We start from the raw sequence: 20,935 nt of genomic DNA, 5'->3' as shown, positions 1-20,935 counted from the left end.
GTCAGTGATGACCATACCCTCCGAAATGAAGGCGCTGCTCTTGGTCGGTGACGGCTATACCAGGACGCCGAGCGGCAGTGCGCTCGAGGCGATGGAGCCCTATCTCGAGCCGGGCAGCATCGCCGTGCCTGTGCCCGGACCGAGCCAGGTGCTGATCAAGGTCCGCCTGGCTTCGATCAATCCGTCGGATGTCGCCTTCATCAAGGGCCAGTATGGCCAGCCGCGCGCCAAGGGTCAGCCGGCCGGCTTCGAGGGCGTCGGCACGGTCGTCGCGGGTGGCGAGGAGCCCTATCCCAAAAGCCTCGTCGGCAAGCGTGTCGCTTTCGCCACTGGTCTCAGCAATTGGGGCTCGTGGGCCGAATATGCCGTCGCCGAGGCGGCGGCCTGCATTCCGCTGCTCGATACGGTGCGCGACGAGGACGGCGCCGCGATGATCGTCAACCCGCTGACCGCGATCGCCATGTTCGACATCGTCAAACAGGAAGGCGAGAAGGCCTTCGTCATGACCGCCGGCGCCAGCCAGCTCTGCAAGCTGATCATCGGCCTTGCCAGCGAGGAAGGGTTCCGGCCTGTTGTCACCGTGCGCCGCGACGAGCAGATCGCCATGCTTAAAGAGCTTGGCGCGGCGCATGTCCTCAACGAGAAGGCGCCGGATTTCGAGGTCACGCTGCGCGAGGTGATGAAGGCCGAACAGCCGCGCATCTTCCTCGATGCTGTCACGGGCCCGCTGGCTTCAGCCATCTTCAATGCAATGCCGAAACGGGCGCGCTGGATCATCTATGGCCGGCTCGATCCCGAGGCCACGGTCATCCGCGAACCCGGCCAACTGATCTTCCAGCACAAGCACATCGAGGGCTTCTGGCTGAGCGAATGGATGCGGCAATCCAGGGATCGACGTGGTCCGGCGATCCTCGAGGCGCAGAAGCGTTTTTCCGATGGACGCTGGTCGACCGACGTGACGGCGGTCATTCCGCTGGCCGAGGCAATGGCACGCGTGCCGGCGGAACTGGCCAAGCCTAACGGCAAGGTGTTCATCCGGCCTTAAAGTGGTGACCTTGCTCTCGACGCCCGACACAATCACGTGTCCGGCGCTGTCGGAACGGCCGGATCGTAGCTTGCGCCATTGAGCCCCCCTATGCCTGGTCGCTTTGTCCGTGATATGCCGCCGCCATCGAATGCCGGGACGACGCCAGGCCGAGGCGTCGTCCGCGATGGCGTGCGGGGTGTGTTGATGACGATTTCCAAGCCGGTTTTCGACCGTTTGGGGCTGGGCATGTGGGTCGGGGCGTTCCTGGTCGTTCTCGGCCTGGTGCTATGGTCGCCCCACACGCGCACGGTGATGCAGGCCTACGGATATGGCAGCGAGGCATTCCTCGGCGGCCAGCCGCTGTACAATCTCCAGTCGGAGATGGGCTATCTCTACGCGCCGGCCTTTGCCGCACTCTACATTCCGGTGCTGAAGCTTGGACCGTATCTGGGCGGCGTGGTGTGGCATGCGGTGGGCTTCGCGGCGCTCACCTTCGCGGCGATGCGGCAAGTGCGCAAAATCGGCGGCGGGGAATTACCGTGGCTGCTTTCCTTCGGGCTCTTCCTTGCCCTGCCGATGGCGCTGGGTGCGATCCGCAACGGCCAGGCGACGATCCTCTTGACCGGCGCCTGCTGGCTCCTGACCCTGTCGGCGCTCGAAGGGCGGCGCGCCGAGACCTTCTTCTGGGCTTCGGTCGCCATCATTGCCAAACCGACCGCGATCATCATGCTTTTGCTGGTGGGAGCCCTGCGCCTGCGGCTGATACCCGTGCTCGTGCTGGCGGTGCTGTTCGTGCTCGCCATACCGTATGCCTTCGCACCTGCCGGCTATCTCAACGCGCAGTACGGTGATTTCGCCCGCATGCTGACCTCGATGGCCGTCGACCAGTCCGGCCACTTTGTCCCTACCGACTTCACGGCGCCTTTCACCTCGGCAGGAGTGCCCATGCCTGAATTCGCCGCCACGATCGTGCGCGTCGTCGTGGCACTGCTTACGCTATCGATCGTCCTCTGGTTCGACCGCAAGCTCCAGCCCGGGATGGCCGGACTGGCGATCTTCCTGACGGCCGCCTTCTACATGTGCGTCTTCAATCCGCGCGTCGAGCCAAATACCTATGCCATGATCGCCGTGCCTGCCGGTCTCGCTATCGCCACACTGTGGCGGGAGGAGCGTGGTGGCGTCTTGGCTTCGGTGCTGTCGACGGTATTGTTCCTCTCAGGTTTGACCAGCGTCGAGCGCCACATGCATATTTTCTTCTACCCTTGGTTCCGGCCGCTCGCGGTCACCTTCATCGCCTGTTCGCTGATCTGGTGGTTCTGGACCAAGGCGCGCGACAAGGCGGTGAATGTCGGACCCGTCGCACATGGCTGAGTTGCGGCAGAAACTCGATATCGTAGCGCCCTTCTTCAATGAGGCGCAGTCGGCGTCGGCCTTTGCCGGGCTGCTCGAGAGGCTCGAGGAAGCGGTATCAAGCCGTTTCGGCATGGCCGTCCATAAGATCCTGATCGACGATGGCAGTCGCGACGATGGCGCCGAGCGGTTTTCGCTGGCGCTGTCGGGTTCCTGGGAGGTCGTGCGGCTCAGCCGTAATTTCGGCAAGGAGGTCGCGGTGCTCGCCGGCCTCGACCATTCGCGCGGCGACATGGTGCTGATCATGGATTCCGACCTTCAGCATTCCATGGATGTCAGCCTGCAGATGATTGCCGAGTTGGTGGAACACCACGATATCGACGTCGTCTACGCCCAGAACGACCGGCGCGAGGCCAGTTGGCGGCGCAGCCAGCTGGCGAAGCTGTTCTATAGCCTGATCAACAGCAGCCAGCGTTTCGATATCCCCGAGAATGCGGGAGACTTTCGCGTCATGCGCGGTACCGTGGCGCGCGCGCTGACAAGCTTGCGCGACAAGCGGCGCTTCAACAAGGGCCTGTTCGCCTGGGCCGGCTTCCGCCAGAAAGCCATACCCTATTCGCCGGAAAATCGTGCCATCGGCACATCGAAATGGAGCCGGCTCAACCTGATCGCCTTTTCGCTGGAAGGCTTTACGTCGTTTTCCGTCATCCCGCTGCGCATCATCAGTCTGAGCGGCATGCTGGCGGCGCTGGCGGGCGTCGTTTACGGCGCCAAGGTGTTTTTCGAAGTGATGTTCTACGGCATTGCAGTGCCTGGCTATCCCAGTCTGATGGTCGCCGTCGTCCTGTTCGGTGGCCTCAACCTCACCCTCCTTGGCCTGATCGGCGAATATGTCTGGGTCACGCTGTCGGAGAGCAAGGACCGTCCGGTGTATATCGTGCGCGATGTCGTGCGCAGCGACGTTTCAGACGGCGCCGCGGGCGCGTCCCGCGGATGACGCGGCGCATTCGCCTGATCGCCGATGACTACGGCCTGGCGCCAGGGGTTTGCGCCGGGATTCTCGACCTGCTCGACCGGCGACGCCTGACCGGCACCAGCTGCATGACCGGTTTTCCGGAATGGGCTGGGGCGGCGGCGCGTATAAGGCCACTGTGCGGTCACGCGGCGATCGGACTGCACCTGACCCTTACGGACCAGCCAGCCGTCACGGGCAAATCGAGCCTGGCGCCTGAGGGCCGGCTGCCGCCGCTTCGTTCGCTGGCCCTGCCGGTCTTCCGCAGCCGGATCGATGAGCGCGACATCCATGCCGAACTCGGCGCGCAATATAGTCATTTCGTCGAGGCGCTGGGCCGCAAGCCCGACTTCATCGACGGACATCAGCACGTGCATTTCCTGCCCGTCGTGCGCGGCTGGCTGCGGGCGAATTTTCGTGAAGCTGCGGGCAGGCCGGTGTTGCGCGGCGCTCCCGCGCTGGGTGATGCCGCCGTCGCACCGAAGATCGTGGCAATCGCTGCCGTGGCCGCCGGCTTCAACCAATCGATGCAGCGCGCCGGCTTTGCCGTTTGGAAGCCGCTCGCCGGCATCTATGACTGGCGGCAACCCGGAAAATTTGCCCCATTGCTGGAGGCTGCGGTCGAAGCGCTGCCGGACCATGGATTGTTCATGTGCCACCCCGGCCATGTCGACGAAACACTGTGCGCGCGCGATCCGATGCAAAGCGTGCGCGAAGTGGAACTTGGGGTTCTGGCCTCGGACGCGTTCGGCGCGCGCCTGGCCCGCGCCGGTGTCGAGATCATGGACGGCATGGGATGAGCGGCGGCAAACAGCCCCAGCGTTCGACCGGCAGCAAGATCGTCCGTTTTGCGCTTGTCGGACTGGCGAACACGGCCATCGATCTTGCCGGCTTCTCCCTGCTGCTCAAGCTGCATGTCCCGCCGCTGTCCGCCAATGTCGTCTCGTGGTCGATCGCCGTGATCTTCTCTTTCGTGGCGAATGGCTTCTGGTCGTTCGAGCGCAATCACGCCATCCGGCTGCATGACGCCTTCCTGCGGTTCGTCACGGCTGGGGCGTTGATTTCGCTCGGCGTTTCCAGCCTGTCGATCGCACTCTTCGCCGGTATCACCGGTGTGTGGCCGGCAAAGATCGGCGGCGTCATCGTGGCGGCTGTGTTGAACTTCCTTGCCGCCCGCTGGTCGATCGAAGGCCGGCTGCTGAAATAGCTATCTCTATTGCGCTGGTTCCACATTGGTGTAGGCGGCTTCCTCGAGTTCGCGCTTCAGCCGTGCTTCCTCGTGGGTCTTCGGGGTGACGAAACGGCCAAGCAGGAGATAGGCGACCGGTGTCAGGAACAGCGTCGAGACGGTCGCCAAGCCAAGCCCGCCGACGATGACCCAGCCAAGCGCCACGCGCGCCTCGGCGCCCGCGCCGGCGGCCAGCACAAGCGGCACACCGCCGAGAATTGTGCAGATCATCGTCATCATCACCGGCCGCAGGCGAATGGTGGAAGCCTGCTCGATCGCTTCGCGCACGCCGCGGCCCCGATCACGCAGCTGGTTTGCGAATTCGACGATCAGGATGCCGTTCTTGGCCATGACGCCGACCAGAAGCACCAGGCCGATCTGGCTGTAGGCGTTGAGGCTGGTGCCCGAGAGCAGCAAGGCGAAAATGGCGCAGGCAAGGCCGAGCGGCACCGTCGCCATGATGATGACGGCGCTGACGAAACTCTCGAACTGGGCGGCCAGCACCAAGAGGATGATGACCAGCGCGAAGCCGAAGATGGTGACCATTGCGCTATTGGTTTCGCCCAAAGTCGCGGCTTCGGCCAGCGGCAGGATGCGGCTGCCGGGCGGCAGAAGCGGCGCGGCGATCTCCTGCGCGCGTGTCAGCGCATCGCCAAGCGCGAAATTGCCCGAGAGATTCGAGGTAATCGCCACCGAAGGCTGCTGCTGTTCGCGCGAGAGCGACGGCGGCACGGCGCGCTCGGTCAGCGTGGCGATGGTCGACATCGGCACGAAGCGGCCATCCGCCGTCTTGAGGAAGACATTTTCCAGATCGGTCGGGTCGTTGATCGGGTTGGTGGTCGAGACCAGCTTCACGCCATAGCTACGGTCGGCGACGTAAACATCGACGACGTCGTTGCCGTCGAGCATGGCTTGCATGGTGTTGGCGAGCCCGGTGATGTCGATGCCGAGATCGGAAGCGCGCTCGCGGTCGATGGCCACGGCGAGCTGCGGCTGCGTCGGGTCGATCGACAGGCGCGGCGTCTGGAAACGCTGATCCTTCTGCATCTCGGCGATGATCTTGACCGCCGCGTCGCTAAGCGCTTTGCGGTCGTTGCCGACCAGCGCGAATTGCAGGCCATTGCCTGCGCCGCGGATGCCGAGGCTGTTGGGCTGGACCGGGAAGATGCGCACGCTGGGCACCTGCCTGGTCAACTGGCTGATCTCGGCCATGATCTCCTGCTGGCTGCGGCTGCGCTCGTCCCACGGCGCCAGCGTCATCACCATGAAACCGGAGTTGTAGGAGCCGTTCTGGCCGGCGTTTTCGAAGGTCGAGCGGATCTCGCCGGAATCGCGCATGGGCTGGATCAGGCGCTCGATTCTCTGCATCTGCTGCGTCGTATAGTCGAGGCTGACGCCTTGCGGGGCGTTGATGCGCAACAGCACGGCGGCGCGGTCCTCGGTTGGCGTCAGCTCCTGGCGGATGGTGCCGAACAGCGCAAACGCGATGCCGGCAAACAGCACCGCGACCAGAACCACGATCCACGGTGCGTCGAGGCATGCATGGAGGGCGCGCTTGTAGCCGGCATTCAGGACGCCGCCGATGCGCGCGCCAATGCCGTGGCCGCCTTCGTGGTGGAGGGACGCGCTGGTCAGCATGCGTGAGGCAAGCATTGGACAAAGCGTCAGTGCCACCACGCAGGACAGAAGCACCGACATCGCAAGCACGAAGCCGAATTCGCGGAACAGGCCGCCGGTCTGGCCCGGCAGGAACGAGATCGGCACGAAGACGGCGACCAGAGTCAGCGTCGTGGCGACGACGGCGAAGAACACTTCCTGTGCACCGAGCACGGCGGCCGCGCGCGGGCCCATGCCTTCGTTGCGCCGTCGCACGATGTTTTCAAGCACCACGATGGCGTCATCGACGACAAGGCCGGTGGCCAGCACCAAAGCAAGCAGCGTCAGGATGTTGACGGAGAAGCCGGCCAGATAGATGGCGGCTATGGTGCCGATCATGGCGACCGGCATCGATAGGCCCGGGATGAGCGTGGCGCGCCAGTCGAGCAGGAAGACATAAATCACGATCAGCACCATGGTGACCGACAGGCCAAGCGCTATCTCGACCTCGTGCACCGCACCCTTGACGAAGACAGCGTCGTCGCTGGTGATCTTGATCGACATGCCCCTGGGCAGGTTCTCCTGCAGCTTGGCGACGGCGGCCTGGACGCCGGTCGAAATGTCCAGCGTGTTGGATTCCGCCTGCCGGATGATGCCGATGCCGATGCCCGTCTTGCCGTCCGAACGCAGCGCCGTCTGGCCGACATCGGGGCCGAGCGTGACGGTCGCGACATCGCGGATGCGCGTCGTGCCGCCAATGATGATGTTCTCGAATTCCTCAGGCGTCGTTACGTCGGCCGTGGTGCGGACGATCAGGTCCTGGTTTGTCGTGGTGATCGACCCGGCCGGGGAATCGAAGGCGACGGAGGCAAGCGCCGCCCTGAGGTCGGCGACCGTGAAGCCAAGGCTGGCCAGCTTGTTCTGGTCGACATCGATGCGGAAGATCTTGTCGCGGTCGCCATAGACCTGGACGTCGGCGACACCGGGCACGGCGGCCAGTTCGTCCTCGATCTGGTCCTGGACCACCACCGTCATGTCCTGGATCGACATGGTGTCGGAGGTCACCGCCAGCCGCATCACCGCGTCGGAATTGGCGTCGGCCTTGACGATGCGCGGCGGATCGGCCGTGTCCGGCATCTGGTTGGCGACGCGGCCGACCGCGTCACGCACGTCCGAGGCGGCGACGTTGAGATCGACTCCGTCGTTGAACTCGATGGTGACACGGCTCGAGCCGAAGGAGGACGAAGACGAGATCGACTTGACGCCGGAGACGCGGGCGACTGCGCCCTCGATCGTGTCGGTCAATTCGCGGTCGACGGTTTCGGCAGCGGCCCCTTCGAAGGTGGTGGAGACCGTGACGACGGCACGATCGACGTCGGGCAATTCGCGGATCTCGACACCGTAGAAGGCAGCGAGGCCGGCAACGGCAATAAGGGTGTTCAGCACGAAGGCCATGACCGGCCTGCGGATGAACAGCGCGGTGAAGCCGGTGTCGCTGGAGGCGTTGGCGGGGCCGGTCATGAGCCTTCCGCGGCATTGGCGGCGCGCTGGTCCTGGCCGGCGATGCGAACCTCGCCGCCTTCGCTGACATTTTGGGTGCCTTCGGTGACCACCATGTCGCCGCCGTCGATCTTCGCGTCGATCAATACGGTTTCGGTGTTGCGCTGGATGATGCGAACCGGCAACCGCCTGGCCTTGCCGTCCTCGATCTGCCAGACATAGGCGCCCTCCGATCCCCACAGGATCGCCAGCGGGCTGACGGCCGGATAGGTCTCGCCGGGGAATTTCATGGTGATGGAGAACGACATGCCGGCGCGCAGCGAATCGGCCGGGTTGGCGATCTTGGCCTTGACCAGTAGGGTGCGGCTCTTTTCATCGATGTGGTTGTCGATCGCCGACACCGTCCCGGTATAGGCCTTGCTCGGATTGGCGATCGGCGTCGCCGTCAATTGCGCGCCGACCTTGACAGCGGCCGCGAAGCGCTCGGGCACCTGGAAATCGACCAGGATCGAGGAGCGGTCGTCAAGCGTGGCGATCGCCGACTGGTTGCTCACATAGTTGCCGGCCGAGATCGGCAGGATGCCGACCGTACCGGCGATCGGCGCCAGGATCGAGCGGCGCTGCAGCGCAAGCTCGGCATCCTGAAGCGCCAGCTTGGCGCCGGCCAGCACCACTTCGGCATCGGCGACCGCGACCGGCGTCGCGGCGTTTGAGGCACGCAACGACTTGACGCGGTCGAGCTTGGACTGGGCATCCTGCAAAGCGAGCTTGGCCCGATTCTGGGCGATGATCTCCGTGTCGGGATCGAGCGAGGCGATGATCTGCCCCTTATCGACATGGCTGCCGGATTCGACCAGCAGTTCGGCAAGGCGGCCGGAACTATAGGGATTGACGGTCACCGAGGCGTTGGCACGGCCGGTGCCGATCGCCTGCAGGCGGTCGTTGATCGTGGCCATGCTGGCTGGCGACGCGACGATCGTGGCAATCCGGGTGCGCCCCGTCTGCCGGGCGCCAGCCGCTGCGGTGTCCTTTGCTGGAGGCGTCGCGCCATACGCCCAGTCCATCCCCCAGCGTGACAGCACTTCGGGAGCGCCGGGGTAGAAACGCGCCCACGCAGCCGCGGCGGCGACCACGATCACAAATGCAAGGACAATCTGTTTCCAGCTCGACATCGATACTCCAGCGGCAACAATCGTCCGCTGGGTTCCAGGTGGAAGCGGATGCAGCGACGATGCGGGCTGGCGGCAACAACTGGCCACGCCACACCCCGATATCATCGGTTTATGGCAATTATCACGCAATCGTGCACATTAAATCTCGGTAACGTGAATTCGGGACGCTGTAGCGGAGCCGATGCGATGCCCCGGGGGATCTGCTTATCGCAGGCCTTCCATCTCGCGGATGCGCCGGGCGCCGTCGGCCTCGAGCTGCCTTGTGACAGCGCCGATCAGGGTTTCGGCGACAACGAAGAGCGCCGCCGAAGAATCCCATGCGGAAGGCACGGCGGTTCGCCCGGCAATGACATGGCGGGCAAAGCGGGCGATCGGCGACAGCCATTGATCGGTGAACAGTACGATCTGCACGCCGCGCTGATGCGCCTTCTCGGCAAAGCGGAGGAGGCTGCCCTGGTAGCGCCTGATGTCGAAGATCACCAGCACGTCGCGCTTGCCCATGTCGATCAGCCTGTCGCGCCACATGCTCTCCTGGCCGGCGAGGTGAAAGACATCGGGCTGGATGACGGCCAGATGGGCTGCCATGTAGCGCGCCAGCGGATCGGTGAAGCGGCCGCCGATGAGGAAGGTCTTGCCGCGCCGCTCGGCCAGCCTGGTGGCAATGTCGGCAAGCTGCCTGTCGGACAGATGCCTGAAGGTCTCGCGCATGTTGTCGAGCGTCGCTTCCAGCATGGGCGACACCGTGCCGCCATTGGGCGAGGGCGGATTGAGCGTTCGTATCGCCGGCGACTGCAATTGCGCCGCCAGTTCGTCCTGCAGGCTCGACTGGAACTCGGGATAGTTCTGGAAGCCGAGCCGGGCGACAAAACGCAGGATCGTCGGCGAGGAGACGCCGGCCGCGGATGAGAATTCGGCGACCGTCTTGAGGCCGATCATCGGGTAGTTCGCGATCAGCGTCTGCGCCGCTCGCCGTTCGCCGGCGGGCATCGCGCCGATACGGTCGGCGATCAATTCCACAATGTTGGAAATCATCTTTTCCCCACCCTGGCCCGTCGACGGTCTTTTCCCCAGATCGCATTTGACAAAGCCAGACAAACTGTATGAAATCATCCGTAGGGACGCAATGAGACAAAATACGTAACATACGATACAGCGCTCCCCGGGGACGGCAGACTATGGAGAAAGCACGGCCCGCCAGCCTTGCATCATCTGATACCGTGCGGGTGATGAACCCCGGCGGATCGAGCCCTTTCGTACTGACCTGCGACCACGCTTCCAATTTCCTGCCGACCGAATTCGGCACGCTCGGCCTCGCCGCCGAGGACCTGACGCGCCACATCGCCTGGGATCCCGGTGCGCTGCCGGTTGCGTCGCGAATGGCGCAGGCACTCGATGCCACGCTGGTCGAAACCCGGATTTCGCGATTGGTCGTCGACTGCAATCGGCCGCTCGACGCGCCGGACCTGGTGCCGCAGGTCAGCGAAACGACAGCCATACCGGGCAATACCGGCCTGTCCGAGAAGCAGCTCGCGGCGCGGGTGGCCCTGTCATGGCAGCCATTTCATAGCACGATCGAGCGCATCGTCGAGGAGCGGCTGGCGCTCGGCCAGGAGACGCGGCTGGTCTCCGTCCATTCCTTCACGCCGGTCTACAAGTCCAAAAACCGGCCCTGGCACATCGGCGTTATCCATGACGAGGATCGCCGCCTGGCGGCGCCGCTGATCGCGGCACTCAAGCGGCTTGCCGGCGTAACCGTCGGCGTCAACGAGCCCTATTCGCCGGCCGACCGCGTGTATTTCACGCTGGAACGGCACGCACGTTCGCGCGGCTTGCCCTGTGCGATGATCGAGATCCGCAACGACGAAATCTCCGGCGAGACCGGGCAGCGGAAATGGGCGGATCTGCTCACCGGCATTTTTTCCAATCTGGAGCCAGAGGAGGCCACGCGGCCCAGATCGCATTCAGTCAGAAAGTCAGTCCAATCGGCCAGCTGAGAAACAAACAGGGGACTTCCAATGACAGCACCGGGTTATACAGACGTTGACAAGGCGGAGGACGTAAAGGCCCTCCACAGCATGGGCTACGCCCAGGAACTGGAGCGGCGCCTCAGCCGCTTTTCGAATTTCGCGGTTTCCTTCTCCATTATCTGCATCCTGTCGGGCGGCATCAATTCGCTGGCGCAAGGTACCTCAGGCGCCGGCGGCATCGGCATCGGCATCGGTTGGCTGGTCGGCTGTTTTGTCTCGCTGACCTTCGCGGTCGCCATGTCGCAGATCAGCTCGGCCTATCCGACCGCCGGCGGCCTCTATCACTGGGGTTCCATCCTCGGCAACCGTGGCACCGGCTGGGTGACAGCCTGGTTGAATCTGCTCGGTCTGATCACCGTGCTCGGTGCCATCAATGTCGGCACCTGGACGTTCTTCGTCGGCGCCTTCGGGCCAGCGCTTGGCATCGAGGGCACGCTGACCAACCAGATGATCTTCCTGATCATCATCACCGGTGCCCAGGCCCTGATCAACCATCTCGGCATCAAGCTGACGGCGAAGCTGACTGACTTCTCGGGCTATCTGATCTTCTTCGGCGCCATCCTGATCGCGGTGGTCTGCCTGATCTCGGCGGAACATTGGGATTTCAGCCGGCTGTTTACGTTCCACAATTACTCCGGCGATGCCGGCGGCGGCGTCTGGCCGCAGGTTTCGAACGCTTGGGTGTTCGCGCTCGGGCTCTTGCTGCCGATCTACACGATCACCGGCTACGACGCTTCGGCGCACACTTCCGAGGAAACCATCAAGGCGGCTTCCTCGGTGCCGCGCGCCATGGTCATGTCGGTGATCTGGTCGGCACTGTTCGGCTATCTGTTCCTCGCCGCCTTCGTGCTGATGATCCCCAACATGGACGATGCCGCCAAGCAGGGCTGGAACGTGTTCTTCTGGGCCTTCGACCAGCGCGTCAGCCCCGGCATCAAGGAATTCGTCTATCTCGTCGTTTTCGTCGCTCAGCTGCTGTGCGGCCTTGCCACCGTCACGTCGGCCTCGCGCATGATCTTCGCCTTCTCGCGCGACGGCGGCCTGCCCGGTTCATCGGCCCTTGCCAAGGTCAGCCCGACCTACCGCACGCCGGTGGCGGCGATCTGGACGGCGTCGATCCTGTCGGTGCTGTTCGTCTGGGGCTCGACGCTGGTTTCGGTCGCCGGCACCTCGGCCTACACCATCGTCGTGTCCTGCACCGTCATCTTCCTGTTCCTGTCCTTCATCGTGCCGATCGTGCTCGGCATGTTGGCCTGGGGCACACCGAAGTGGGACAAGATGGGGCCGTGGAACATGGGGCGCGGCGTGTTCATGCTGTTCGGCTTCCTGTCGATTGTGTCGATGGTCCTGATCTTCATCATCGGCATCCAGCCGCCGAACGACTGGGCGCTCTACATCACTGTCGGCTTCTTCATCCTGACTGCGATCGTCTGGTTCGCTTTCGAGCGCAACCGCTTCCAGGGGCCGCCGCTCGGCGACATCATCGCGGCGCGCCAGGCCGCGATCAAGGCAGCGGAGCAGGCGGTCGGCGAAACCGGCCACTGACATCCGCCATCATGGCCATGGCCGGCATCGCGCCGGCCATGGTTTTGTTTCTCCCTTTCAACGACCAAGCACTGGAGTGCCAAAGGAATGGCCGGAAATTTCTCGTTCGATCAGTTGAAGAAAGCGGTCTCCAATGGCGAGATCGACACGATGCTGGCCTGCATCGTCGACATGCAGGGCCGGCTGGCGGGAAAACGGTTCCTGGCGCAATATTTCGTCGATTCCGCGCATGACGAGACGCATGGCTGCAACTATCTGCTGGCGGCCGACATCGATATGGAACCGGTGCCGGGTTACAAGGCGGCAAGCTGGTCGAAGGGCTATGGCGATTTCGTCATGAAGCCGGACCTGGCGACGCTGCGGCGCATTCCATGGCTGGAGAAGACGGCGCTGGTGATCTGCGACGTGCTCGACCACCACACCCATGACGACCTGCCGCATTCGCCGCGCGCCATCCTGAAGAAACAGGTCAAGCGGCTGAGCGAGCGCGGCTATATCGGCTATTTCGCTTCCGAGCTCGAATTCTACCTGTTCAACGAGACCTATGATTCCGCCCGCAAGAAGCACTGGCAAGGTCTCGACACCGCTTCGCCCTATATCGGCGATTACCAGATCGGCATCACCACCAAGGAAGAAGGCGTCATGCGCCGGCTTCGCAACGAGATGGAAGCGGCCGGCATTCCGATCGAGAATTCCAAAGGCGAGTGGGGCCCGGGCCAGGAAGAGATCAATGTGCGCTATGCCGAAGCGCTCGACATGGCCGACCGCCACGTCATCCTGAAGAACGGCGCCAAGGAAATCGCCGAGTCCGAAGGCAAGGCGATCTCCTTCATGTCGAAGTACAATTACGGGCTCGCCGGCAATTCCAGCCACATCCACAACTCGCTGTGGAGCGCCGACGGCAAGACGCCGCTGTTCTTCGACAGACAAGCCGACTGGACCTTGTCGACGCTCGGCCAGCAATGGGCGGCCGGACAATTGAAATACGCCAAGGAATTCACCTGGTTCCTGGCGCCCTACATCAATTCCTACAAGCGCTTCCAGGCCGGCACCTTCGCGCCGACCAAGATCATGTGGAGCGAGGACAACCGCACCGCCGGCTTCCGCCTGTGCGGCGAGGGTACCAAGGGTATCCGCATGGAATGCCGCATCGGCGGCGCCGACCTCAATCCCTATCTCGCCTTCGCGGCGCTGATCGCGGCCGGCCTTGCCGGCATCGACGAGAAGCTGGAATTGCAGAAGCCTTTCGTCGGCGACGCCTATCAGGCTTCTCGTTTGCCGGAGATTCCGAAGACACTGCGCGATGCCACGGAGACGCTGGCCAAGTCGAAGATGCTGAAGCAGGCGCTCGGCGAGGATGTGCTCGAGCACTATGTCCACACGGCGAAGTGGGAACAGTTCGAATACGACCGACGGATCACGGATTGGGAACTGCACAGAGGGTTCGAACGATATTAAACCAAGCCGCCGCTGCCCTCCGGCCATCGCTGGAATGGTGGCGGCGCCAATCAAGATTCATGAAGTGCGAGGACTGAACGAATGACCGAAACGGTCAAGTTAAAATCTCCCATCGACGGCTCGATCTACGCCGAGCGTCCGATCGCGACGGATCAGGCGATCAATGCCGCGGTCGAGCGCGCCAAGGCGGCGCAGGAGAAGTGGGCGCAGACGCCGATCGTCGAGCGCGGCAAATACATGCTGGCGATGCTCGAAGCGCTGGTCGCGATGACCGACGAGATCGTGCCGGAGATAGCCTGGCAAATGGGGCGGCCGGTTCGCTATGGCGGCGAGTTCGGCGGCGTCAAGGAGCGCACCAATTATATGGTCGAGATCGCCCAGCAGGCGCTCAAGTCGATGCCGGCCTCCAACCCGAAGGACGGCTTCCGCCGCTATGTGAAGAAGGATCCGCTCGGCGTGGTCATGGTGATCGCGCCGTGGAACTATCCTTATCTCACCGCCGTCAACACCATCGTACCGGCGCTGATGGCCGGCAACGCCGTTATCCTGAAACATGCGGCGCAGACATTGCTGGTCGGTGAGCGCTTCCAGCAGGCCTTCGACAAGGCTGGCCTGCCCAAGGGCGTTTTCCAGAACGTGGTTCTCAACCACGCCCAGACCGAAAAACTGCTGGGTTCGGGCAAGATCGACCATGTCAATTTCACCGGCTCGGTCGGCGGCGGTCGCGCCATCGAAAAGGCGGCGGCAGGCACCTTCATGACGCTTGGCCTCGAGCTTGGCGGCAAGGATCCGGCCTATGTGCTGCCCGACGCCAAGATGGACCATGCCGTGGCCAATCTGGTCGACGGCGCCTTCTTCAATTCCGGGCAGTGCTGCTGCGGCATCGAACGCGTCTATGTGCACGAGAAGGTCTATGACGAGTTCGTCGAAAGCTTCATCGCCGAGACCAGGAATTATGTCGTCGGCAATCCGCTCGACCAGGCGACGACGATGGGACCGATGGCGCAGGCGCGCTTCGCCGACCTGATCCGCGAGCAGAAGGCCGAAGCGCTGCGCAAGGGTGCCAAGGCGCACGTCGACATGAAGGTGGCTAACGACAAGGCCGGCTCGCCCTACCTGGCGCCGGAGGTGTTGACGCAAGTCGACCACCAGATGAGCGTCATGCGTGAGGAAAGCTTTGGCCCGATCGTCGGCATCATGAAGGTGCGCAATGACGAGGAGGCGATCGCTTTGATGAACGACAGCCCCTACGGGCTGACGGCCTCGATCTGGACGCGCGACACCGAGCATGCGGTGGCGATCGGCGACCGCGTCGAGACCGGCACGGTTTTCATGAACCGCTGCGACTATCTCGATCCGGCGCTGGTCTGGACCGGTGTCAAGGACACCGGCAAGGGCGCCGGGCTGTCGGCCATCGGCTACGACAATCTGACGAGGCCGAAGTCATTCCACCTGCGCGAAGCCATCTGATTTTTGAAAGACAAGCAATGTCCAAGCTCATCTCCAAATGGAACTACCCCACCACCGTCCGCTTCGGCGCCGGGCGCATCAAGGAATTGCCGGAGGTGCTCGCGGCCACCGGCATCAAGCGGCCGCTTTTCGTGACTGATCCGGGCTTGGCGAAACTGCCGGTCGTCGCCTCGACGCTTAGGATTCTCGATGAGGCCAAGGTGCCCTATGGCGTGTTCTCCGAGGTGAAGCCGAACCCGGTGGACTCCAACCTCACCGCCGGCATCGCCGTGTTCAACAAGGGCAAGCATGACGGTGTCATCGCCTTCGGCGGCGGCTCCGCACTGGATCTTGGCAAGCTGATCGCCTTCCAGTCCGGCCAGACGCGGCCGGTCTGGGATTTCGAGGATGTCGGCGACTGGTGGACGCGCGCCGACTCCGATGCGATCGCCCCGATCATCGCCGTGCCGACCACTGCAGGCACCGGCTCGGAGGTCGGCCGCGCCGGTGTCATCACCAATGAGGCGACCCATACCAAGAAGGTCATCTTCCATCCGAAACTTTTGCCGGCAATCGTCATTGCCGATCCGGAACTGTCGGTCGGCATGCCGGGCTTCATCACCGCCGGTACCGGCATGGACGCGCTCGCCCATTGCCTCGAAGCCTACTGCGCACCGGGCTACCATCCGATGGCCGACGGCATTGCCGTCGAAGGCATACGCCTGGTGTTCGAGAACCTGCCGAAGGCTTATGCCAACGGTGGGGACCTCGTCGCCCGCGCCCATATGATGAGCGCGGCCGCCATGGGTGCTGCCGCCTTCCAGAAGGGGCTGGGCGCCATCCACTCGCTGTCGCATCCGATCGGCGCGCTCTACGACACCCATCACGGCATGACCAATGCCGTGTTCATGCCTTACGTGCTGGCCTTCAACCGGGATTCCATCGAGGAGCGCATTGCCAGGCTTGCCGCCTATTGCGGCATCAAGGGCGGCTTCGACGGCTTCGCCAAGGCAATCATCAAACTGCGCAAGGAATTGAAGGTGCCGCACGCGCTGCCGGGCCTGATCAAGGGGCTCGACATGGACAAGAAGCGCAAGGCGCTGATCGCCGACATGGCGGTGGTCGATCCAACGGCCGGCGGCAACCCGGTCAAGCTGACCAAGAAGGCGGCGCTGACACTGCTCGAAAACGCGATCGCCGGGACGGTCTGAGGCCGGTTCCGGGGTGCGGAAGTTGATCGAGAAACGAGGGGAAAGGAAAGGGGAAGGGGCGATATAGGGGCGGATTAATGATTAGCCGGAAAATTAAGTGATGGCTAATTGCTACAGTCCGTTAAAAAGAGTTAACTTTTCACGCTGCGAGGCGCTGGTTTCACAAAGCTTTCATTTGGCTGTCACACGGAAACGATACCGCATCGCAGACGTCCAACGGCGTCAGTTCAATGGAGAGAACACATGTTCAAATTCACGGGGAAAGTACTTTCCCTTTCGGCCGCGGCCCTGATGGTGTCGTCGGTGATTTCGTCCGCCGCTTCGATGGACGATCTCATCAAGGCCGCGAAGGCCGAAGGCCAGCTCACCACGATCGCGTTGCCGCATGACTGGTGCGGCTACGGCGACGTCATCGCCGGTTTCAAGGCGAAGTATCCGGAAATCAGCATCAACGAACTCAACCCCGACGCCGGCTCCGGCGACGAAGTCGAGGCAATCAAGGCCAACAAGGACAACAAGGGCCCGCAGGCTCCTGATGTCATCGACGTCGGCCTGTCCTTCGGCCCGACCGCCAAGGCCGATGGCCTGTTGATGCCTTACAAGGTGTCGACCTGGGACTCGATCCCGGACAGCGCCAAGGATGCCGATGGCGCCTGGTACGGCGACTATTATGGCGTTCTCTCGTTCATGGTGAACAAGGACCTGATCAAGGAGTCGCCGAAGGACTGGGCCGATCTCCTCAAGCCCGAATTCGCCAACGCGGTCGCCGTTGCCGGCGATCCGCGCGCTTCGAACCAGGCCATCCAGGCCGTCTACGCCGCAGGCCTTTCCGGTGGGGCGGCTGCTGGTGAAGCCGCTGGCACCGCCGGCCTCGACTTCTTCAAGAAGCTCAACGCCGCCGGCAATTTCGTGCCGGTCGTCGGCAAGCCGGCAACGCTTGCCCAGGGCCAGACCCCGATCCTGATCAACTGGGATTACAACGCGCTTGCTGGCCGCGATACGCTGAAGGGCAACCCGCCCGTCGACGTCATCGTGCCGAAGACCGGCGTTGTCGCTGGTGTTTATGTGCAGGCGATCAGCGCCTTCGCGCCGCATCCGAACGCAGCCAAGCTGTGGATGGAATATCTCTATTCCGACGAAGGCCAGGTCGGCTGGCTGAAGGGCTATTGCCACCCGATCCGCTTCAACGATCTCGCCAAGAACGGCAAGATCCCGGCTGACGTGCTGGCCAAGCTGCCGCCGGCGGAATCCTACGCCTCGGCCGCCTTCCCGACGCTCGACGAGCAGGGCAAGGCGAAGGAGGCCATCAGCAAGAACTGGGACGCCGTTGTCGGCGCCAACGTCAAGTAAGGCTTGAAATCCACCGGGCGGCCTCGCCGCCGCCCGGCTTCCCCTCGAGGACGGTAGCCGGCGCATGACCGATCTTACGCTTTCAAATCAGTCCGTTACCACCAAGCCCGCGCCGCCGAACGAGGCGACCGCTTTCCGCTTTCCGATGCAATGGATTGGCGTGGCGCCCTTCTTTATCTTCGTCCTGATGTTCCTGATCCTGCCGACGATCTATCTCGTCCTGGGCGCTTTCCAGAATGGCGACGGTCAGCTGACGCTGGATAATATCCTGCAGCTGGTCAGTGATCCCTCGATCAGCGCTTCCTACTGGGTTTCGATCAAGATCAGTTTCTGGTCGGCCGTCATCGGTGCCTTTGCCGGGCTCGCGATTGCCATCGCCATCGTGCGCGGCGGGCTTCCCAACTGGACCCGCTCGGCGACCCTGACTTTTTCCGGCGTCGCCTCGAATTTCGCCGGCTTGCCGCTGGCCTTCGCCTTCCTGGCGACCCTCGGCCGCGTCGGCATCGTCACAACGCTTCTGCGTGACGTTCTCAATGTCAACATATACGCGATGGGCTTCAATTTCCTCACGACATCGGGCCTGATCGCGGTCTATCTGTTCTTCCAGATTCCGCTGATGGTGGTCATCATCGTGCCGGCCATCGACGGCTTGAAGAAGGAATGGGGCGAGGCCGCCGCCACGCTCGGGGCAACCCAGTCGCAGTATTGGCGCATGGTGGTCATCCCGGTCTTGTGGCCGAGCTTCCTTGGCACCGTCATCCTGTTGTTCGCCAATTCCTTCGGCGCCATCGCCACGGCTTATGCGTTTGCCGGCCCGGCACTCAACATCGTTCCGATTAAGCTCTATTCGCAGATCAATGGCGACGTGCTGCACAACCCGCAGCTCGGCTATGCCATCGCCTTCGGCATGATCGTCATCACGGGCTTAGCCAACGTCTTCTACATCTGGTTCCGGACCCGGTCCGAAAGGTGGCTCAAATGAAGTCGGGCAAATTCTGGGCCTGGGTCGTCTTCATTGTCGGCGCGGCCTATTTCTTCATTCCGCTGATGGCGACGGTCGAGTTCTCGTTGCGCATGCGGCGCGGTGTCCATTCCTTCGACGCCTACCAGATCGTGCTGGGCGACGCTCGCTTCCAGTCGACCTTCCTGTATTCGGTGGTGGCGGCCGTCTTCACCATCATCCTCGGTGTGCTGATCGTGGTGCCGGCGGCATACTGGATCCGGCTGCGCCTGCCGCAGCTCAGGCCGATCGTCGAATTCATCACGCTGTTGCCGCTGGTCATTCCGGCCATCGTCATCGTCTTCGGCTATATCAGGATGTACGGCTCGAATTCCCCGCTGCCGTTCCTGGGAAGCAATATGGGCGCCAATGCCTTGCTGGTGATCGGCTATGCGACGCTGGCTCTGCCTTACATGTATCGCGCCGTCGATACCGGGCTGCGCACCATCGATGTGCGGACATTGACCGAAGCAGCGCAGATCCTGGGTGCCGGCTGGGGCACGATCATTGGCCGGGTGATCCTGCCCAATGTCCTGATCGCCGTGCTGTCGGGCGCCTTCCTGACCTTTGCCATCGTCATCGGCGAGTTCACCATGGCGAGCCTCCTCAACCGTCCGGCCTTTGGCCCGTATCTGCAAAACGTCGGCGCCAACCGGGCCTATGAACCGGCGGCCCTAGCCATCATCGCCTTCGCCATTACCTGGGGCTGCATGTCGCTCATCCAGATCCTGTCCCGCTTCGCGCCGAAATCGGCGAACCGCCCGAATTGATCGAAAAGCACTGACCTGAGAGAAAAAGCCATGGCCGAGCCATTCCTGTCCATCCAGCATGTGCGAAAGTCCTACGGGTCCAACACCGTGGTGCAGGATTTCAGCCTCGACGTCGAGCCGGGCGAGTTCGTCTCGTTCCTGGGGCCCTCCGGTTGCGGCAAGACGACGGTGCTGCGCATGGTGGCCGGCTTCGAGGAGCCGTCGGCCGGCAAGATCGTCGTCGCCGGCAAGGACATCACGCGGCTGAAGCCCAACCAGCGCAATGTCGGCATGGTGTTCCAGGCCTATGCGCTGTTCCCAAACCTCACCGTGGCACAGAACATCGCTTTCGGGTTGAAGGTTGCCGGCATGCCGAAGGCCGACGCCGACAAGCGCGTCGCCGAGATGCTCGACATGATCAGGCTGCCGCAGATGGCGGACCGCTATCCCTACCAGCTCTCCGGCGGCCAGCAGCAGCGCATCGCGCTGGCGCGCGCGATCGCGCCAAAGCCGAAGCTGCTTTTGCTCGACGAGCCGCTGTCGGCGCTCGACGCCAAGGTGCGCGTGTCGCTGCGCGAGGAAATACGCTCGATCCAGAAGAAGCTCGGCATCACCACCATCTTCGTCACCCATGACCAGGAAGAGGCGCTATCGATCTCCGACCGCATCGCCGTCATGTACGGCGGCAAGGCCGAGCAGGTCGCGACGCCGTTCGAGATCTACAACCGGCCGGCGACCAAGTTCGTCGCCTATTTCGTCGGCACGCTGAACGTGCTCGAAGGCAAGGTCACCGATGCCGCCTCCGGCAAGGTTCAGGTCAACACGCAGGAAGTCTCGCTCAAGGGCAAGCTCAACGGCTCGAAGTCCGGCGACACGCTGTCTCTGGCGCTGCGGCCCGAGGCGATTTCGCTCGGCCGCCAGCCCGGCCGCGACTCCAGCCTGACCGGAGAGATTTCCGAAGTGCACTTCCTCGGCTCGGTGATCCGGGTTCGTGTCGGCATCGGCGGCAACACGGTGTCGCTCGACACATTCAACAGCCCGGCGACGCCGCCGCCCGCGGTAGGTGAAAAGGCGGAGATTTCGTTCTCGTCGAGCGATATGCTGGTGTTGCATTAGGTAATCCACGGTCGGTTGGCGCTCCCGAACGGATGCTCCAGCAATCCGAATTCCCGTGCTGTCCGCGGCGACACAACCCGTGCCAGAAGTATCGCCCGTTGTTTCACGGCCACGACTTTGGCACTGCCAATCGTTTCATTCGGCC

The 20,935-nt window shown here is 63.2% G+C and carries 17 protein-coding genes; 14 read left to right on the top strand and 3 right to left on the bottom strand.

Annotation, left to right across the window (positions count from 1 at the left end; genetic code table 11):
* Nucleotides 1-7 precede the first annotated feature (7 nt).
* The 5 genes from FJ434_RS07530 to FJ434_RS07510 all read left to right on the top strand — a co-directional run bounded on the left by FJ434_RS07530 (nt 8) and on the right by FJ434_RS07510 (nt 4,596).
* Nucleotides 8-1,045, top strand: a complete 1,038-nt coding sequence (locus FJ434_RS07530) for a zinc-binding dehydrogenase (RefSeq protein WP_140745284.1) — start codon at nt 8-10, stop codon at nt 1,043-1,045.
* Between the two features lie 186 nt (nt 1,046-1,231).
* Complete coding sequence (locus FJ434_RS07525; protein ID WP_140745286.1) at nt 1,232-2,398, top strand: glycosyltransferase family 87 protein; 1,167 nt, start codon at nt 1,232-1,234, stop codon at nt 2,396-2,398.
* Nucleotides 2,391-3,374: a glycosyltransferase family 2 protein gene (locus FJ434_RS07520; protein ID WP_140504316.1), complete on the top strand. Its 984-nt coding sequence runs from the start codon at nt 2,391-2,393 to the stop codon at nt 3,372-3,374. Before FJ434_RS07525 ends, FJ434_RS07520 begins: the two co-directional genes overlap by 8 nt.
* Entirely contained in the window at nt 3,371-4,189 is an 819-nt protein-coding gene (locus FJ434_RS07515; RefSeq protein WP_140745288.1) for a ChbG/HpnK family deacetylase, read from the top strand. Before FJ434_RS07520 ends, FJ434_RS07515 begins: the two co-directional genes overlap by 4 nt.
* The gene (locus FJ434_RS07510) at nt 4,186-4,596 is read left to right on the top strand and encodes a GtrA family protein (protein ID WP_027142966.1); all 411 of its coding nucleotides are present in this window, start codon (nt 4,186-4,188) and stop codon (nt 4,594-4,596) included. Before FJ434_RS07515 ends, FJ434_RS07510 begins: the two co-directional genes overlap by 4 nt.
* A 6-nt stretch (nt 4,597-4,602) precedes the next feature.
* Here FJ434_RS07510 and FJ434_RS07505 read toward each other — a convergent pair whose 3' ends face one another.
* The 3 genes from FJ434_RS07505 to FJ434_RS07495 all read right to left on the bottom strand — a co-directional run bounded on the left by FJ434_RS07505 (nt 4,603) and on the right by FJ434_RS07495 (nt 9,917).
* Complete coding sequence (locus tag FJ434_RS07505) at nt 4,603-7,734, bottom strand: efflux RND transporter permease subunit (RefSeq protein WP_140745290.1); 3,132 nt, start codon at nt 7,732-7,734, stop codon at nt 4,603-4,605.
* Nucleotides 7,731-8,885, bottom strand: a complete 1,155-nt coding sequence (locus FJ434_RS07500) for an efflux RND transporter periplasmic adaptor subunit (protein ID WP_140745292.1) — start codon at nt 8,883-8,885, stop codon at nt 7,731-7,733. The genes FJ434_RS07505 and FJ434_RS07500 overlap by 4 nt, the downstream gene beginning before the upstream one ends.
* A 204-nt stretch (nt 8,886-9,089) precedes the next feature.
* Nucleotides 9,090-9,917 (bottom strand): MurR/RpiR family transcriptional regulator, encoded by an 828-nt coding sequence (locus FJ434_RS07495; protein ID WP_140745294.1) that lies wholly within the window; start codon nt 9,915-9,917, stop codon nt 9,090-9,092.
* Between the two features lie 143 nt (nt 9,918-10,060).
* Between FJ434_RS07495 and FJ434_RS07490 the strand changes: the two genes are divergently transcribed.
* The 9 genes from FJ434_RS07490 (at nt 10,061) to FJ434_RS07450 (ending at nt 20,790) form a co-directional block, all read left to right on the top strand.
* Complete coding sequence (locus FJ434_RS07490; RefSeq protein ID WP_140745296.1) at nt 10,061-10,879, top strand: N-formylglutamate amidohydrolase; 819 nt, start codon at nt 10,061-10,063, stop codon at nt 10,877-10,879.
* Between the two features lie 21 nt (nt 10,880-10,900).
* The gene (locus FJ434_RS07485) at nt 10,901-12,457 is read left to right on the top strand and encodes an amino acid permease (protein WP_140745298.1); all 1,557 of its coding nucleotides are present in this window, start codon (nt 10,901-10,903) and stop codon (nt 12,455-12,457) included.
* An 87-nt stretch (nt 12,458-12,544) separates the two neighbouring features.
* On the top strand, nt 12,545-13,915 hold the full coding sequence (locus FJ434_RS07480) for a glutamine synthetase family protein (RefSeq protein WP_140745300.1): 1,371 nt from the start codon (nt 12,545-12,547) through the stop codon (nt 13,913-13,915).
* Between the two features lie 81 nt (nt 13,916-13,996).
* Nucleotides 13,997-15,385 carry an aldehyde dehydrogenase family protein gene (locus FJ434_RS07475; protein WP_140745302.1) on the top strand — a complete coding sequence of 463 codons (1,389 nt, stop codon included), beginning with the start codon at nt 13,997-13,999 and terminating at the stop codon, nt 15,383-15,385.
* A gap of 17 nt (nt 15,386-15,402) precedes the next feature.
* The gene (locus FJ434_RS07470; RefSeq protein ID WP_140745304.1) at nt 15,403-16,575 is read left to right on the top strand and encodes an iron-containing alcohol dehydrogenase; all 1,173 of its coding nucleotides are present in this window, start codon (nt 15,403-15,405) and stop codon (nt 16,573-16,575) included.
* 243 nt (nt 16,576-16,818) lie between these two features.
* Nucleotides 16,819-17,925, top strand: coding sequence for an ABC transporter substrate-binding protein (locus FJ434_RS07465; protein WP_140745306.1), 1,107 nt, complete (start codon nt 16,819-16,821; stop codon nt 17,923-17,925).
* 145 nt (nt 17,926-18,070) lie between these two features.
* A complete protein-coding gene (locus FJ434_RS07460; protein ID WP_181165828.1) occupies nt 18,071-18,907 on the top strand; it encodes an ABC transporter permease subunit in 837 nt (278 codons plus the stop codon).
* On the top strand, nt 18,904-19,695 hold the full coding sequence (locus FJ434_RS07455) for an ABC transporter permease (RefSeq protein WP_015315811.1): 792 nt from the start codon (nt 18,904-18,906) through the stop codon (nt 19,693-19,695). The genes FJ434_RS07460 and FJ434_RS07455 overlap by 4 nt, the downstream gene beginning before the upstream one ends.
* Before the next feature lie 30 nt (nt 19,696-19,725).
* Entirely contained in the window at nt 19,726-20,790 is a 1,065-nt protein-coding gene (locus tag FJ434_RS07450; RefSeq protein ID WP_140745308.1) for an ABC transporter ATP-binding protein, read from the top strand.
* Nucleotides 20,791-20,935: the final 145 nt, after the last annotated feature.

The organism is Mesorhizobium sp. B2-5-13 (assembly GCF_006440535.1).
Classification (GTDB): domain Bacteria; phylum Pseudomonadota; class Alphaproteobacteria; order Rhizobiales; family Rhizobiaceae; genus Mesorhizobium; species Mesorhizobium salmacidum.
Note: the sequence above shows the minus strand (reverse complement) of the source record. Positions and strands in the feature narration are given on the sequence as shown.

Excerpts from the sequence above, each read along its gene's own strand:
- FJ434_RS07530 (WP_140745284.1), top strand. The coding sequence starts at position 8 with ATGACCATACCCTCCGAAATGAAGGCGCTGCTCTTGGTCGGTGACGGC.
- FJ434_RS07525 (WP_140745286.1), top strand. The coding sequence starts at position 1,232 with ATGACGATTTCCAAGCCGGTTTTCGACCGTTTGGGGCTGGGCATGTGG.
- FJ434_RS07520 (WP_140504316.1), top strand. The coding sequence starts at position 2,391 with ATGGCTGAGTTGCGGCAGAAACTCGATATCGTAGCGCCCTTCTTCAAT.
- FJ434_RS07515 (WP_140745288.1), top strand. The coding sequence starts at position 3,371 with ATGACGCGGCGCATTCGCCTGATCGCCGATGACTACGGCCTGGCGCCA.
- FJ434_RS07510 (WP_027142966.1), top strand. The coding sequence starts at position 4,186 with ATGAGCGGCGGCAAACAGCCCCAGCGTTCGACCGGCAGCAAGATCGTC.
- FJ434_RS07505 (WP_140745290.1), bottom strand. The coding sequence starts at position 7,734 with ATGACCGGCCCCGCCAACGCCTCCAGCGACACCGGCTTCACCGCGCTG.
- FJ434_RS07500 (WP_140745292.1), bottom strand. The coding sequence starts at position 8,885 with ATGTCGAGCTGGAAACAGATTGTCCTTGCATTTGTGATCGTGGTCGCC.
- FJ434_RS07495 (WP_140745294.1), bottom strand. The coding sequence starts at position 9,917 with ATGATTTCCAACATTGTGGAATTGATCGCCGACCGTATCGGCGCGATG.
- FJ434_RS07490 (WP_140745296.1), top strand. The coding sequence starts at position 10,061 with ATGGAGAAAGCACGGCCCGCCAGCCTTGCATCATCTGATACCGTGCGG.
- FJ434_RS07485 (WP_140745298.1), top strand. The coding sequence starts at position 10,901 with ATGACAGCACCGGGTTATACAGACGTTGACAAGGCGGAGGACGTAAAG.
- FJ434_RS07480 (WP_140745300.1), top strand. The coding sequence starts at position 12,545 with ATGGCCGGAAATTTCTCGTTCGATCAGTTGAAGAAAGCGGTCTCCAAT.
- FJ434_RS07475 (WP_140745302.1), top strand. The coding sequence starts at position 13,997 with ATGACCGAAACGGTCAAGTTAAAATCTCCCATCGACGGCTCGATCTAC.
- FJ434_RS07470 (WP_140745304.1), top strand. The coding sequence starts at position 15,403 with ATGTCCAAGCTCATCTCCAAATGGAACTACCCCACCACCGTCCGCTTC.
- FJ434_RS07465 (WP_140745306.1), top strand. The coding sequence starts at position 16,819 with ATGTTCAAATTCACGGGGAAAGTACTTTCCCTTTCGGCCGCGGCCCTG.
- FJ434_RS07460 (WP_181165828.1), top strand. The coding sequence starts at position 18,071 with ATGCAATGGATTGGCGTGGCGCCCTTCTTTATCTTCGTCCTGATGTTC.
- FJ434_RS07455 (WP_015315811.1), top strand. The coding sequence starts at position 18,904 with ATGAAGTCGGGCAAATTCTGGGCCTGGGTCGTCTTCATTGTCGGCGCG.
- FJ434_RS07450 (WP_140745308.1), top strand. The coding sequence starts at position 19,726 with ATGGCCGAGCCATTCCTGTCCATCCAGCATGTGCGAAAGTCCTACGGG.